Genomic DNA, 13,374 nt, shown 5'->3' with positions numbered 1-13,374 from the left:
CTCAAGCCGCAGGAACTGCAGCGTGTCCAAGATGATGGTCTTCACGGGGAACGCCAACCCCGATCTGGCACGGCGCATCGTGCGCCAGCTGCACATCCCTCTCGGTGACGTCTCCGTCGGAAAATTCTCCGATGGCGAGATCAGCGTCGAAATCAACGAGAACGTACGGGGCAAGGATGTCTTCATCATCCAGCCTACCTGCGAGCCGACCAACGACAACCTGATGGAACTGGTGGTGATGGCCGATGCCTTCCGCCGCTCCTCGGCGACTCGTATCACCGCAGTCATCCCCTATTTCGGCTATGCGCGCCAGGATCGCCGTCCGCGTTCCGCGCGGGTCGCCATCAGCGCCAAGGTCGTGGCCGACATGCTGACCGTGGTGGGCATCAATCGCGTGCTCACCGTCGACCTGCACGCCGACCAGATCCAGGGCTTCTTCGATATTCCCGTGGACAACATCTACGGCTCCCCCGCCCTGGTGGATGACATCGAAGACCAGCGTTTCGAAAATCTGATGATCGTCTCCCCGGACATCGGCGGCGTGGTGCGTGCGCGTGCCGTGGCCAAGAGCCTGGGTGTGGACCTGGCGATCATCGACAAGCGCCGGCCCAAGGCCAACCAGTCGGAAGTGATGCACATCATCGGTGACATCCAGGACCGCACCTGCGTGCTGGTCGACGACATGGTCGATACCGCCGGCACCCTGTGCCACGCGGCCAAGGCGCTGAAGGAACACGGCGCCGCCAAGGTCCTGGCCTACTGCACCCACCCGGTGCTGTCGGGTCGCGCCATCGAGAACATCGACAACTCCGTGCTGGACGAGCTGGTGGTGACCAACACCATCCCGCTGTCCGCCGCGGCTCAGGCCTGCAGCCGTATCCGCCAACTGGACATCGCGCCGGTGGTGGCCGAGGCGGTACGCCGGATCAGCAACGAAGAATCCATCAGCGCGATGTTCCGTTAAGGAACAGCCGCTCTGGAAGCGCCCCGGAAGGTCGAGGAGACCCCCCGGGGCTTTTTAGTCGGTAGGGCCGTAGAACTGGTCGCAAGTCTCGGCCTGCCGATTCCTTATCCTGGAGATTCACAATGGTAGATTTCACTCTGAATGCCGAAGTGCGTTCCGACCTGGGGAAAGGTGCGAGCCGCCGCCTGCGTCGTAATGCCGGTAACGTTCCTGCCGTGATCTACGGTGGCGACAAGGCCCCGACGTCCATCACCCTGGTCGGCAAAGACCTGGCCAAGATGCTGGAAAGCGAAGCCGCCTTCGCCAGCGTCATCACCCTGAAGGTCGATGGCAGCAACGAAAGCGTCCTGGTCAAGGCCCTGCAGCGTCATCCCTCCAAGGGCTACGTCATGCACGCCGACTTCCTGCGCGTCATCGCCGGTCAGAAGCTGACCGCTCACGTACCCCTGCACTTCATGAACCAGGAAACCTCCGTGGGCGTGAAGCAACAGGGTGGCGAGATCCTGCACACCATCAACGAAGTCGAAGTCTCCTGCCTGCCGAAAGACCTGCCGGAATTCATCGAAGTCGACATGGCCAAGGTCGAGCTGGACCAGATCGTGCACCTGAGCGACCTGAACGTCCCGGCTGGCGTCGAGCTGGTGTCCCTGGCCCACGGCAGCGATCTGCCGGTTGCCAGCATCCACCTGCCGCGCATCCGTGAAGAAGCTGCAGACGGCGCTGCCGAAGAAGGCGCTGCCGAGTAAGTTCGCGCACGCCTGAAAGAGAAGGGCTCCTGACATGACTGCCGTTCAACTGATCGTCGGCCTGGGTAATCCAGGTCCCGAATACGACCAGACCCGGCATAATGCAGGGGCCCTTTTCGTTGAGCGACTGGCAGCCGCCCAAGGCGCGAGCCTGGCTGCCGAGCGCAAGTATCATGGCCTCGTGGGGCGCTTTCGCCACGCGGGCAACGAGGTTCGTCTACTCATCCCCACCACCTATATGAACCGCAGCGGCCAGGCCGTGGCGGCACTCGCCGGCTTTTTTCGCATCCCGCCGGCGGCCATTTTGGTGGCCCATGACGAACTCGACCTGCCACCCGGCACCGCCCGCCTCAAGACCGGCGGCGGCCATGGGGGGCACAACGGACTGCGCGACATCATCGCCCAGCTCGGCAATCAGAACGGTTTCCAGCGTCTACGTCTGGGCATCGGCCATCCGGGGCATGCCAGCCTGGTCTCCAACTTCGTGCTGGGTCGCGCCCCGCGCAGCGAGCAGGAGCTGCTCGACACCAGCATCGACGCCGCCCTGGAAGTGGTACCGGAGCTGCTCTCCGGCGACCTGACCCGGGCCATGCAACGCCTGCACAGCCGCAAAGCCTGACCTACCCTACCCTCTTCCTTTTCTTCCGCGAGGACACACACCATGGGATTCAATTGCGGCATCGTCGGCCTGCCCAACGTCGGCAAGTCCACCCTGTTCAATGCCCTGACCCAATCCGGTATCGCGGCGGAAAACTTCCCCTTCTGCACCATCGAGCCCAACAGCGGCATCGTGCCCATGCCCGATGCGCGGCTGAACGCCCTGGCGGAGATCGTCAAGCCCGAGCGGGTGATCCCCACTACCATGGAGTTCGTCGACATCGCCGGCCTGGTGGCGGGTGCCTCCAAGGGTGAAGGCCTGGGCAACAAGTTTCTCGCCAACATTCGCGAGACCGATGCCATCGCCCATGTGGTGCGCTGCTTCGAAGACGAGAACGTCATCCACGTGTCGAACTCGGTGGATCCCAAGCGGGACATCGAGGTGATCGACCTGGAGCTGATCTTCGCCGACCTCGACAGCTGCGAGAAGCAGCTGCAGCGCGTCACCCGCAACGCCAAGGGCGGCGACAAGGAAGCCCTGGCGCAAAAGGCCTTGTTGGAACAGCTGATCCCCCACTTCGAGGCCGGCAAGCCTGCTCGTAGCCTGATGAAGGGGCTGGACGAGGAGCAGAAGCGCCTGGTGCGCAGCTTCCACCTGCTGACCAGCAAGCCGGTGATGTACATCGCCAACGTCGCCGAAGACGGCTTCGAGAATAACCCGCACCTGGACGTGGTCCGCGCCATCGCCGAGGAAGAAGGCGCCGTGGTGGTGCCGGTGTGCAACAAGATCGAGGCGGAAATCGCCGAACTGGACGACGACGAGGAAAAGCAGATGTTCCTCGAGTCCATGGGCATGGAAGAGCCGGGCCTGAACCGGGTGATCCGCGCCGGCTACGAACTGCTCAACCTGCAGACCTACTTCACCGCCGGGGTGAAGGAAGTCCGTGCCTGGACCGTCCGCGTCGGCGCCACCGCGCCCCAGTCGGCCGCGGCCATCCACACCGATTTCGAGAAGGGCTTCATCCGCGCCGAAGTGGTGGCCTATGACGACTTCATCGCCTTCAAGGGCGAGAACGGCGCCAAGGAAGCCGGCAAGTGGCGCCTGGAAGGCAAGGACTACATCGTCAAGGACGGCGATGTCATGCACTTCCGCTTCAACGTCTAAGCGACGGCGAACGCCAGAACCCCCTCCTCACGGCAAGGTGGCGAGGGGGTTTTCTTTTGCGCGGAGATTAACTGTCGCAGCGCAAAGGCACGGCTCATAGATCGTCGATTTGGCACAATGACGGTCGTCCGATCGCCTATAGCTCGACCCGCTGCCTGGATGCCGCCATGAATTTCGATGACCTGCGCCTGTTCGTCACCACCCTGAACGAGGGCAGCTTCACCGCCGCCGCCGACAAGCTGGGGCTGTCCAAGCAGTTCGTCAGCCGGCGGACCATGGCATTGGAGGAAAGTCTGGGGGTGCGGCTGCTCAATCGCACCACGCGACGCCTGCAGGCGACGGAATTGGGGATGCTGCTCTATGAGCGGGCGGTGAAGATCCTCGAGGACGTCAACGACACCGAGGAATTGCTCTCCAGCCGGCGGACGGTGCCCCAGGGGGTGCTGAGAGTCAGTGCGCCCATGACCTTCGGCACCCTGCACCTGAGTCCCCTGCTGCCGGATTTTCTCTCGGCCTATCCGCAGATCCGCCTGGAGCTGGATCTCAATGACCGGGCGGTGGATCTGCTGGCGGAGGGCTATGACATGTCGATCCGTATCGGCACCCTGGCCGATTCCAGCCTGATCGCCAAGCGGCTGACCGAGATGCAACTGGTGACCTGTGCCAGTCCGGATTATCTACAGAAGGCGCCGCCGCTGCTGCAGCCGGAGGATCTGGCCGAGCACAGCTGTCTGCTCTATGGCCATGGTCGCCAGGTGGAATGGCGCTTTCAGCGTGGAGGCAAGCCGCTGGTGCTGCCCATGCAGGGTCAGCTCAGGGCCAACAACGGAGAGGTGGTGCGGGATGCGGCCATCGCCGGTCAGGGCATCGCGGTACTGCCGACCTTCATCATCGGCGCGGCGCTGGCCTCAGGGGCGCTGGTGCAGGTGCTGGAAGACTTCGCCCTGCCCAGCGCGGCGGTCTATGCGGTCTATCCCCAGCATCGTCAGTCGGCGCGCATCGTCCAACTGTTCTCGGACTATCTGCGCGACCGCCTGACGGTTCAGCCGACTCACGCCACGGCGCCGCGGGTCGGTTGACGCTGGGGCCACTGCTGGAGGGTTCGCTCGGCGCCGTCGGCAGCCAGGCGTTGGCCATCCAGACGCTGCTGCTGACGCTGGATCGCCGGCTGCAGACTGCGCTCGGCGCCGTTTTCAGCCAGGGCACGACGCGGGTCGAGACGCTGCTGCTGGCGCTGGATCGACGGCTGCAGGCTGCGATCAGTGCCGTTCTCGGCCAGGGTGCGATCCTGCTGCTGGTGCTTTTCGATCAGCGAACCCAGGGGGCGCAGGGCGCTTTCCTCAGCCTGGGCGGATTGGGCCATGGCGGTGGTGAGCAGGGTGGCGGCGAAGAGAGCGGTGAGGGCTTTCATGGCGAGTACCTGTGTCGGGTGGGTGTGGACTCATTGTCACCAGCCCACCCCGCGCCTAGAAATCGTCCCGCGGGATAGCGATCATCGACCGCGCTGATGATGGCGTTCAGGCCCGCGCCTGACGCTGGCGCAGCAGGAACAGGCACCAGACAGCCAGCGCCGTGGCGGCCAGCAGGCATCCGGCCAGACTGACGCCGGTCCAGCCGAAGTGCTCGTACAGCCGCGCCGACAGCAGCGAACCCAGGGAGCCGCCGAGGAAGTAGCCGGTCATGTAGCCGGCGTTGAGGCGGCTGCGGGCCTCCGGGCGCAGGCGGTAGACCACGTTCTGGTTGCTGACGTGGCTGAGCTGCACGGCGAGATCCAGCACCAGGATGCCGACCAGCAGCGCCGCCAGCGATTGCTGGGCGAAGGCCAATGGCAGCCAAGCGAGGGTCAGGGAGGCCAGGCCGATGCTGGTGGCGAGACCACCCTTGCCCTGGTCGGCCATGCGCCCGGCCAGGTTGGCGGCCAGCGCCCCCACTGCCCCGGCGAGACCGAACAGGCCAATGGTGCCATCGCTGAAGCCATAGGGCTCGGCGGCCAGCAGAAAGGCCAGGGGCGTCCAGAACACCGCGAAGACAGCGAAGCCCAGGCAGCCCAGCAGGGTGCGTAGCCGGTGCAGAGGTTCGTCGCGCAAGAGCACGAACACCGAACCCAGCAGCCGCGGATAGCTCAGGCCCGCCGACTGCTGATAGCGCGGCAGTGCCAGACGCAGGGCCAGGGCGGTGGCCAGCATCAGCCCAGCCGCCACGGCGTAGACGGTACGCCAGTCGCCCAGGGACGACAGCGCCCCGGCCACGGTGCGGGCCAGCAGGATACCGAGGATGAGTCCGCTCATGACGGTGCCCACCGCCCTGCCCCGCTGCTCCGGCGCGGCCAGGGTCGCGGCGAAGGGCACCAGCACCTGGGCCACCACCGAGAAGAGTCCGGTCATGGCGGTGCCCACTAGCAGCCAGGTCAGGCTGGTGGCGGTGGCACTCAGGGCCAGGCCGGCGGCGGCGATCACGCTCATGGTGACGATCAGCCGGCGGCGCTCCAGGAGATCCCCCAGGGGCACCAGCAGCAGGAGACCGGCGGCATAGCTGAGCTGGGCGGTGGTGACGATGCTGCCGGCCTGGGTATAACTGAGGTCGAAGCGCTGGGCGATGGTGTGCAGCAACGGCTGGTTGTAGTAGTTGCTGGCCACGGCGATGCCGGTGGCGACGGCCATGAGCAGGGTCAGCCAGCGGCTGAGAGGAGGCGTGGGAGTCGACATCCGCAGGTTCCGGCAAGAGAGAGGCTGATCAGTATCGAACAACGGCAGCTATCGGTTAAATGAATCGTTAAGATGACCTTGATCTCATTTCAAGATAGCGCCGTGAATCTCAAGCAGCTGGAATTCGCCGTCGCCCTGGCTGAAGAGTGCCACTTCACCCGCGCCGCCGAGCGTTGCCATGTGGTGCAGTCGGCGCTCAGCCATCAGATCGCCCGGCTGGAAGCCGAGCTGGGCGCCACCCTGTTCGAGCGCCTGCCGCGTCAGGTACGCATCACCCCCGCCGGCGAGGCGCTGTTGGTCCAGGCGCGCCAGGCGCTGGCGGCGGTGGAAAGAGCGCGGCAGGACGTGGCTGCGGCGGTCGGCGCCATTCGCGGTAGTCTGACAGTGGGCCTGATCTCCTCGGTGCCGCGGCTGGACATCGTCGAGCTACTGGCCACCTTCCATACCCGCCATCCCCAGGTGGACATCGAGCTGCGCCAGGACAAGAGCGAGACGCTGCTGGCGGCGGTGCGCGAGCGGCAACTGGATTTCGCCCTGATCGGGGTGTCGCGCCAGGTGCGACTGGAGGGGGTCGACAATCGGCTGCTGCTCAGCGAAGAGCTGGTGGCGGTACTGCCGGCGGCGCACGCCCTGGCGAGCCGGGAAAGGTTGTCGCTGCACGAGCTGGTGGATCTGCCGCTGGTGGACCTGCCGGCCGGCAGCGGCGCGCGGCGGCAGACCGACGAGGCCTTCGCCGCCCTGGGCCTACCCCATCGGGTGCGTTTCGAGACGGGCAACATGCAGTTGCTGGAACGCTTCGTCCGGCGTGGGCTGGCGATCGGTCTGGTGCCTGACAGTATCGCCAGCACCTTCGCCGGCCTCGCCCGGGTGCCGGTCAGCGATGCGCCCCAGCGTAACGTCCATGCCATCTGGTCGCCGCTGCCGACACCGGCGACGCGGGAATTCCTCAAGGTGCTGGAAGAGGCCCTGGCGGAGTAGCCCTCGCCGCTGCGGCCGCGCCCACGGCGCCCTCGTAGGTTGGGTTGAGCGCAGCGACGCCCAACATCGCCCAAGGCTGAACATCCCTGTTGGGCTTCGACGATAGAGCCGTCTCAACCCAACCTACGGTCTGACCGCCGTCCGCTCGCATGGTGGTCCGCCGATGCGGCCACGGCTAAGAGCCCGCGCAGGTGGGGTTGAGCGCAGCGAAGCCCAACATCGCCCAAGGCTGAACATCCCTGTTGGGCTTCGACGCTGGAGCCATCTCAATCCAACCTACGGTCTGAGTGCCGTCCGCGCGCTTTATAGCGGCGCTGGTGGTCCGCCGATGCGCCGCGCCTACGGACACTCGTAGGTTGGGTTGAGCGCAGCAAAGCCCAACATTGCCCAAGGCTGAGCATCCCTGTTGGGCTTCGACGATAGAGCCGTCTCAACCCAACCTACGGTCTGACTACAGCGCCACAGCCTGGAAAACGCGGCAGTCCGCTGAGCTACCCTCACCCCTCGCTCACCGGCAGCCGGCGCACGAAGTTGCCCACTCGCCAGGCCAGTTGTTCGCCCTGACACTGCACCAGCAGGTTGCGCACCGGATAGGACTGGCCGGCGACGCTGGCCTCGGCCTGGGCTTCGCTGGCGCCGTCCAGGTGGTTGCGGGCAAGGACCTGGTAGCTGCCGGTGGGGCAGCGTGCGGCCGCCTCGCCGGCGCAGCCGGACCAGCTGCCGAAGACTCCGTTGCACTGCACCAGGTAGGCAGTACTGCCATCCTTGAGGTAGGCGTTGTGGGAGTTGGCGCAGCCGCCCAGCAGGGCGAGGAAGCCGGCGCAGGCCAGCAGGCGAAGGGCGTTGCGGAAGGTGGCGAGGTTCATGGGCGTGGCTCCGGAAGACATGCAGCCATCCTAGAAAGCCAACCCCCTCGCCAATAAATCGTACCGGCGGATAGCGCTTATCGACGGGGCTGATAGCCCGGATCGCTAGGACGTCTCGCCCATGAATCTGACGATCTCGCCGCGCAACCAGCGCTCGCCGGGATCCTGGTCCTGGGCGGCGCGCCAGACCAGCGACAGCTTGGCCGGGACGATGGGAAACGGCGGCTCCTCGATGCGCAGGACGCCACTGGCGGCCAGGGCTTGGGCGGCGTAATCGGGCACCGTGGCGAGCAGGTCGCTGCCCGCCAGCAAGGCGCCGAGGCCATTGAAGTGGGGCACGCCCAGGGCCACCTTGCGGCTGCGCCCGAGGCGCGCCAGGTCGTCGTCGATGTTGCCGCAGAGATCGCCGGACATGGACACCAGTACATGGGGCCGCGCGCAATAGTCGTCTAGGGTCAGGGGAGCGGGATCGGCGTCGGCGCGAACCACCAGGGCGCGGATGTGCCTCAGGGTGCGGCACTTGGCGTTGGCCGGCAGCTGGGTGGTGTAGCTGATACCCAGGGAGACCTCGCCACTGGCCAGCAGGCCGGGCAAGAGCAGGAAGTTGGCGTTGCGCACGACCAGCACGCAGTGCGGCGCCACCTCGCGCAGATGGGCCAGCAGCGGCGGCAGCAGACCGCATTCGACATCGTCGGACATGCCCAGGCGAAAGACCGCACGGCTGGCGCCGGGATCGAAGTCGTCGACCTCGCTGAGGGCATTGGACAGACCGTCCAGGGCCGGTTGCAGGCGTGCGAGGATGGCCAGGGCGCGCGGCGTGGGTTCCATGGTGCGGCCACTGCGCACCAGCAGCGGATCGTCGAAGAATTGCCGCAGGCGCACCAGGGCGGCGCTGATGGCCGGCTGGCCGAGAAAGAGTTTTTCCGCGGTGCGGGTGAGATTGCGCTCGTGCATCAGGCTTTCGAACACCACCAAGAGGTGCAGGTCGATGCGGCGCAGGTCGTTGCGGTTCACGGCGTCCCTCCGCGAAGGTCTGGCAGGGATGGTCCGGCGCCGAGGGAGGCGCCGGACCATCGTTCCCCTTACTTGGCGGACAGCTTGGCGTAGCTGGTCATCAGGTTGCGGTAGTTGGGGATGTGGTTGGACAGCAGGGCACCCAGGCCCTCGATGTCGTTGCGCCAGTCGCGGTGCAGTTCGCAGGCGACGCTGAACCAGTTCATCAGCTGCACGCCGGCGGCGCTCATGCGCGCCCAGGCGGCCTGTTGCACGGTCTTGTCGAAGGTGCCGGAGGCATCGGTCACCACGAAGACGTCGAAGCCTTCGGCGATGGCCGCCAGGGCCGGGAAGGTCACGCAGACATCGGTCACCACGCCGGCGATGATCAGCTGCTTGCGGCCGGTGGCCTTGATGGCGGCGACGAAGTCTTCGTTGTCCCAGGCGTTGATCTGGCCGGGCCGGGCGATGTACGGCGCCTCGGGGAACAGCTCGACCAGCTCGGGCACCAGCGGGCCGTTGGGGCCCTGCTCGAAGCTGGTGGTGAGGATGGTGGGCAGGCCGAAGAACTTGGCGCTGTTGGCCAGGGCCAGGACGTTGTTCTTGAAGTCGCTGGGGGTGAAATCCTGGACCAGCGAGATCAGACCGGCCTGGTGGTCGATCAGCAGGACGACGGCATCGTTCTTGTCGAGACGGTTGTAGGGCTTGCTCATGGTGGAGTCCTCAGGGAGTGGTTTGGGGGTTGCGGGTGAAGGGCGGCATCAGGCGCCGCCCAGGAGATGGCGAATGGTGATGGGTACGCCGGGGGTCTGGTACTGGCGCGCCGCCGCTTCCAGGCGCTGTTCGCCCTGGGTGACGCGGTGGTGGTGGCGCAGGTGTTCCAGCCAGGATTCGTCGCAGAAGAATTCCTGCCAGCGGCGCGGCTCGGCGCTGTCCTGCAGCAGGGCCCAGGAGAAGGCGCCGTTGCGTCGGCGCATGGCGCCGACCGCCTGCATGGCCTGACGAAAGGCCGGACCGTGTTCGGGGGCGATGTCGTATTCCAGGGTGACCATCACCGGGCCGCGCTCGCGATCCAGGGAGTCGTCGAGGATCGGTGTCGGCCAGTGCAGTGCGGGGGCGATATCGGCCGCCGGGGTGACCGGCAGGCGCAGGCGCCAGGTCAGCCCGATGCCGGCCAGCAGCACCCCGGCCGCCGCGCTCAGGGCCACGCTCAGGGAGAAGTGGCTGGCCAGGGCGCCCCAGAGGAAACCGCCCAGGGCGCTGGTGCCAAAGAACACCAGGATGTAGACGGCCAGAGCACGGGCGCGCACCCAGCCGGGTACGGCAGTCTGGGCCGCCACCTGCAGACTGGAGAGCACGGCGATCCAGGCCAGGCCGCTGGCCAGCATCACCGGCAGCAGCCAGGCGAAGTCACGAATCCAGGCGAGGCCGAGCAGGACCAGGGCATAGAGCGCACTGGCACCCGCCACCAGCAGGTCGCTGGACAGCCGTTCGCGCAGCCGCGGCAGGAGCATGGCGCCGGCGATGGCACCCAGGCCGACGCACCCGAGCAGGATGCCGAAATCCAGGGCGGTGCCCTGCAGGGCGTGGCGCACCAGCAGCGGCAGCAGGGCCATACCGGCGCTGGCGCCGAGGAAAAACGCGGCGGTCCGGGCCAGCACCACCTGCAGCTGGAGCGAGCTGCGGGCATAGCGGAAACCGACCCGGACGGCGCCCAAGAGGCGCTCCGCGGGCAGCACGGCGGCTGCAGGTTGGCGCCGCCAGGTCAGGAGTGCGACGATGACGGCAAGAAAGGAAACGGCGTTAAGGGCGAAGGTCAGCCAGGGACCGGCCAGGCTGACCAGCACCCCGGCCAGGGCCGGCCCCAGGGCACGGGCTACGTTCATACCCAGGCTGGACAGGGCGATGGCCGCCGGCAGCTCGCTCTTGTCCACCAGTTCGGGCGTCAGCGCCGACCAGGCCGGCAGCATCAGCGCCGTGCCCACGCCCATGGCCAGGGTCAGCCCCAGGAGCAGCGGTACGGTCATCCAGCCGGCCAGGGTCAGCCCGGCCAGAGCCAGGGCCACCGTGGCCATCCATAGCTGTACGCCGAGCAGGTAGCGGCGGCGGTCGACGATGTCGGCCAGGGCGCCGGCTGGCAGCGCCAGCAGGAACATCGGCAACGCCCCCGCCACCTGGACCAGGGCCACCGCCAGGGGACTGGCCGACAGCGAGGTCATCAGCCAGCCGGCGCCCACCTCGTGCATCCAGGTACCGATGTTGGACGCGATGCTGGCCAGCCACAGCCAGCGGAAGGTGCGCTGACGCAGGGGCTGCCAGGGCGAGGCGGCGTTGGGGTTCAAGGCGGCGGCGGTCATGGTGGCGGTCCTCAGAAGCTGAAGCAGGAGCAGCCGAAGGCGCCCCAGAAGCCACTGAAGTCGCTGACCGGCACCTGGCTCTGGCGCGCCCGCTCATGGCCGTGGCCATGCACGGAACAGGCGCCGGCGCACTGGTGCACGGCGGCCTGCAGGGGCGCACCGGGCTTCCAGTGGCCGGGTACCTTGACCACCGGCGACCAGTCCGGTGTGACCGGCAAGGGCGCCGGGCCGAGGCGATCGAATTCCTCGGCGCCATGGACGATGCGGCCGCCGACCACGGTCAGCACCGACTCCAGGTGCTTGATGGCCTCCTCCTCGACGGTGAAGAAGTCCGCCGAGAGCACTGCCACGTCGGCCAACTGGCCCACCCGCAACTGGCCCTTCTTGCCCTGTTCCGAGGAGAACCAGGCGCTGCCCTGGGTGAACAGCTGCAGGGCGGTGGCCCGCGGCAGGCCCTCCTGATAGAGCGCCAGGCCGCCGACGGTACGGCCGCTGACCATCCAGTACAGTGAGGTCCAGGGGTTGTAGCTGGAGACGCGGGTGGCATCGGTCCCCGCCCCTACCGGTACGCCTTCGGCGAGCATCCGCTGGATCGGCGGGGTCTGCTCGGCGGCCTTGGCACCATAGCGGTCGACGAAGTATTCGCCCTGGAAGGCCATGCGGTCCTGGATGGCGATGCCGCCGCCGAGGGCCTTGACCCGCTCGATGTTGCGCGGACTGATGGTCTCGGCGTGGTCGAAGAACCAGGGCAGCCCGTTGAAGGGCACGTCGCGATTGACCCGCTCGAAGACGTCGAGCATGCGCGAGATGGATTCATCGTAGGTGGCGTGCAGGCGGAACGGCCAGCGCTGCTCCACCAGGTGGCGCACCACCGGCTCCAGATCGGCCTCCATGCTGGACGGCAGGTCCGGGCGCGGTTCGAGGAAGTCCTCGAAGTCGGCCGCCGAGAAGGCCAGCATCTCGCCGGCGCCGTTGTGGCGGAGGAAGTCGGTGCCCTGGTGCAGGGTGACGCTGCTGGTCCAGTTCTTGAAGTCGGCCAGCTCTTCCTTGGGCCGCTGGGTGAAGAGGTTGTAGGCGATGCGTACGGTGAGCTGGTCGGCATCGGCCAGCTCCTGGATGACCTGGTAGTCGTCCGGGTAGTTCTGGAAACCGCCGCCGGCGTCGATGGCGCTGGTCAGGCCCAGGCGATTGAGTTCACGCATGAACTGGCGCGTGGAGTTGACCTGGTATTCCAGCGGCAGCTTGGGCCCCTTGGCCAGGGTGGCGTAGAGGATCATGGCGTTGGGCCGGGCGATGAGCATGCCGGTGGGCTCGCCCCGGGCGTCGCGCTGGATCTCGCCGCCTGGCGGATTGGGCGTGTCCTTGGTGTAGCCCACGACACGCAGGGCGGCGCGGTTGAGCAGGGCCCGGTCATAAAGGTGCAGGATGAACACCGGGGTGTCCGGCGCGGCCTGGTTGAGCTCCTCCAGGGTCGGCAGCCGGCGCTCGGCGAACTGGAATTCGTTCCAGCCGCCCACTACCCGCACCCACTGGGGCGCCGGGGTACGCTCGGCCTGGTCCTTGAGCATGCGCAGGGCATCGGCCAGCGAGGGCACGCCCTCCCAGCGCAGTTCCAGGTTGTAGTTCAGGCCACCGCGGATCAGGTGCAGGTGGGAGTCGTTGAGGCCCGGGATGGCGCGGCGACCGCGCAGGTCGACCACCTGGGTGCCCGGGCCGCGATGGGCCATGACGTCGCTATCGCTACCCACGGCAAGAAAGACGCCGTCCTTGATGGCGACCGCGGTCGTCGCGGGGCGCTCGGGATCGACGGTGTGGAGCTTGCCGTTGTGCAGGATCAGATCGGCGTGTTGCATGGTGCCTCCAGAGGCAGTGTCGGCGCGTCCGGCCAGGGGCAGGACGGACCAGAGCGCGCCGGCGGCGCCCAACAGGAGGGCGCGGCGGCGTTGAGGGTCCAGGGGTTCTTGGCTCATAACCGTGCTCGCGACCCGGGCAGCGTCTGCTGC

13 protein-coding genes are annotated in these 13,374 nt (G+C 67.0%); 6 read left to right on the top strand and 7 right to left on the bottom strand.

Annotated features, from left to right (window positions below; all coding sequences use genetic code 11):
• Positions 1 to 22: 22 nt before the first annotated feature.
• The 5 genes from LRS53_RS18170 to LRS53_RS18150 all read left to right on the top strand — a co-directional run bounded on the left by LRS53_RS18170 (position 23) and on the right by LRS53_RS18150 (position 4,551).
• Positions 23 to 964 carry a ribose-phosphate pyrophosphokinase gene (locus LRS53_RS18170; protein WP_017641089.1) on the top strand — a complete coding sequence of 314 codons (942 nt, stop codon included), beginning with the start codon at positions 23 to 25 and terminating at the stop codon, positions 962 to 964.
• 122 nt (positions 965 to 1,086) lie between these two features.
• Positions 1,087 to 1,710, top strand: coding sequence for a 50S ribosomal protein L25/general stress protein Ctc (locus tag LRS53_RS18165; RefSeq protein WP_160924128.1), 624 nt, complete (start codon positions 1,087 to 1,089; stop codon positions 1,708 to 1,710).
• A gap of 34 nt (positions 1,711 to 1,744) precedes the next feature.
• Positions 1,745 to 2,329 (top strand): aminoacyl-tRNA hydrolase, encoded by a 585-nt coding sequence (gene pth / locus LRS53_RS18160; protein ID WP_231356861.1) that lies wholly within the window; start codon positions 1,745 to 1,747, stop codon positions 2,327 to 2,329.
• Between the two features lie 42 nt (positions 2,330 to 2,371).
• Positions 2,372 to 3,472 (top strand): redox-regulated ATPase YchF, encoded by a 1,101-nt coding sequence (ychF, locus tag LRS53_RS18155; RefSeq protein WP_017641092.1) that lies wholly within the window; start codon positions 2,372 to 2,374, stop codon positions 3,470 to 3,472.
• A 167-nt stretch (positions 3,473 to 3,639) separates the two neighbouring features.
• Positions 3,640 to 4,551 (top strand): LysR family transcriptional regulator, encoded by a 912-nt coding sequence (locus LRS53_RS18150; protein ID WP_064309314.1) that lies wholly within the window; start codon positions 3,640 to 3,642, stop codon positions 4,549 to 4,551.
• On the opposite strand, the gene LRS53_RS18145 is transcribed toward LRS53_RS18150, so the two are convergent.
• Positions 4,524 to 4,883, bottom strand: coding sequence for a hypothetical protein (locus LRS53_RS18145; protein WP_231356860.1), 360 nt, complete (start codon positions 4,881 to 4,883; stop codon positions 4,524 to 4,526). The two genes, LRS53_RS18150 and LRS53_RS18145, sit on opposite strands and share 28 nt — an antisense overlap.
• Before the next feature lie 106 nt (positions 4,884 to 4,989).
• Complete coding sequence (locus LRS53_RS18140) at positions 4,990 to 6,177, bottom strand: MFS transporter (RefSeq protein WP_173150320.1); 1,188 nt, start codon at positions 6,175 to 6,177, stop codon at positions 4,990 to 4,992.
• 102 nt (positions 6,178 to 6,279) lie between these two features.
• On the opposite strand from LRS53_RS18140, the gene LRS53_RS18135 reads away from it, so the two are divergent.
• On the top strand, positions 6,280 to 7,155 hold the full coding sequence (locus LRS53_RS18135) for a LysR substrate-binding domain-containing protein (protein WP_231356859.1): 876 nt from the start codon (positions 6,280 to 6,282) through the stop codon (positions 7,153 to 7,155).
• Between the two features lie 497 nt (positions 7,156 to 7,652).
• On the opposite strand, the gene LRS53_RS23660 is transcribed toward LRS53_RS18135, so the two are convergent.
• The 5 genes from LRS53_RS23660 to LRS53_RS18110 form a co-directional block, all read right to left on the bottom strand.
• Positions 7,653 to 8,042 carry a hypothetical protein gene (locus LRS53_RS23660; protein ID WP_269216782.1) on the bottom strand — a complete coding sequence of 130 codons (390 nt, stop codon included), beginning with the start codon at positions 8,040 to 8,042 and terminating at the stop codon, positions 7,653 to 7,655.
• Between the two features lie 84 nt (positions 8,043 to 8,126).
• Positions 8,127 to 9,035, bottom strand: a complete 909-nt coding sequence (locus tag LRS53_RS18125; RefSeq protein WP_160924133.1) for a LysR family transcriptional regulator — start codon at positions 9,033 to 9,035, stop codon at positions 8,127 to 8,129.
• A gap of 68 nt (positions 9,036 to 9,103) precedes the next feature.
• A complete protein-coding gene (gene ycaC, locus LRS53_RS18120) occupies positions 9,104 to 9,727 on the bottom strand; it encodes an isochorismate family cysteine hydrolase YcaC (RefSeq protein WP_017641105.1) in 624 nt (207 codons plus the stop codon).
• Between the two features lie 48 nt (positions 9,728 to 9,775).
• The gene (locus LRS53_RS18115) at positions 9,776 to 11,371 is read right to left on the bottom strand and encodes an MFS transporter (protein ID WP_231356858.1); all 1,596 of its coding nucleotides are present in this window, start codon (positions 11,369 to 11,371) and stop codon (positions 9,776 to 9,778) included.
• 11 nt (positions 11,372 to 11,382) lie between these two features.
• Positions 11,383 to 13,224 carry an amidohydrolase gene (locus LRS53_RS18110; RefSeq protein ID WP_231357084.1) on the bottom strand — a complete coding sequence of 614 codons (1,842 nt, stop codon included), beginning with the start codon at positions 13,222 to 13,224 and terminating at the stop codon, positions 11,383 to 11,385.
• Between the last annotated feature and the right edge of the window lie 150 nt (positions 13,225 to 13,374).

The sequence above is a fragment of the Pseudomonas sp. PLB05 genome, assembly GCF_021106615.1.
Lineage (GTDB): Bacteria > Pseudomonadota > Gammaproteobacteria > Pseudomonadales > Pseudomonadaceae > Chryseomonas > Chryseomonas benzopyrenica.
The sequence above is the reverse complement of the archived record's forward strand: the minus strand, read 5'-3'. Positions and strand labels throughout refer to the sequence as shown.

Bases quoted from the DNA above. Each gene is read 5' to 3' on its own strand.
- LRS53_RS18165 (WP_160924128.1), top strand. From the start codon at position 1,087: ATGGTAGATTTCACTCTGAATGCCGAAGTGCGTTCCGACCTGGGGAAA.
- pth (WP_231356861.1), top strand. From the start codon at position 1,745: ATGACTGCCGTTCAACTGATCGTCGGCCTGGGTAATCCAGGTCCCGAA.
- ychF (WP_017641092.1), top strand. From the start codon at position 2,372: ATGGGATTCAATTGCGGCATCGTCGGCCTGCCCAACGTCGGCAAGTCC.
- LRS53_RS18150 (WP_064309314.1), top strand. From the start codon at position 3,640: ATGAATTTCGATGACCTGCGCCTGTTCGTCACCACCCTGAACGAGGGC.
- LRS53_RS18145 (WP_231356860.1), bottom strand. From the start codon at position 4,883: ATGAAAGCCCTCACCGCTCTCTTCGCCGCCACCCTGCTCACCACCGCC.
- LRS53_RS18140 (WP_173150320.1), bottom strand. From the start codon at position 6,177: ATGTCGACTCCCACGCCTCCTCTCAGCCGCTGGCTGACCCTGCTCATG.
- LRS53_RS23660 (WP_269216782.1), bottom strand. From the start codon at position 8,042: ATGTCTTCCGGAGCCACGCCCATGAACCTCGCCACCTTCCGCAACGCC.
- ycaC (WP_017641105.1), bottom strand. From the start codon at position 9,727: ATGAGCAAGCCCTACAACCGTCTCGACAAGAACGATGCCGTCGTCCTG.
- LRS53_RS18115 (WP_231356858.1), bottom strand. From the start codon at position 11,371: ATGACCGCCGCCGCCTTGAACCCCAACGCCGCCTCGCCCTGGCAGCCC.
- LRS53_RS18110 (WP_231357084.1), bottom strand. From the start codon at position 13,224: ATGCAACACGCCGATCTGATCCTGCACAACGGCAAGCTCCACACCGTC.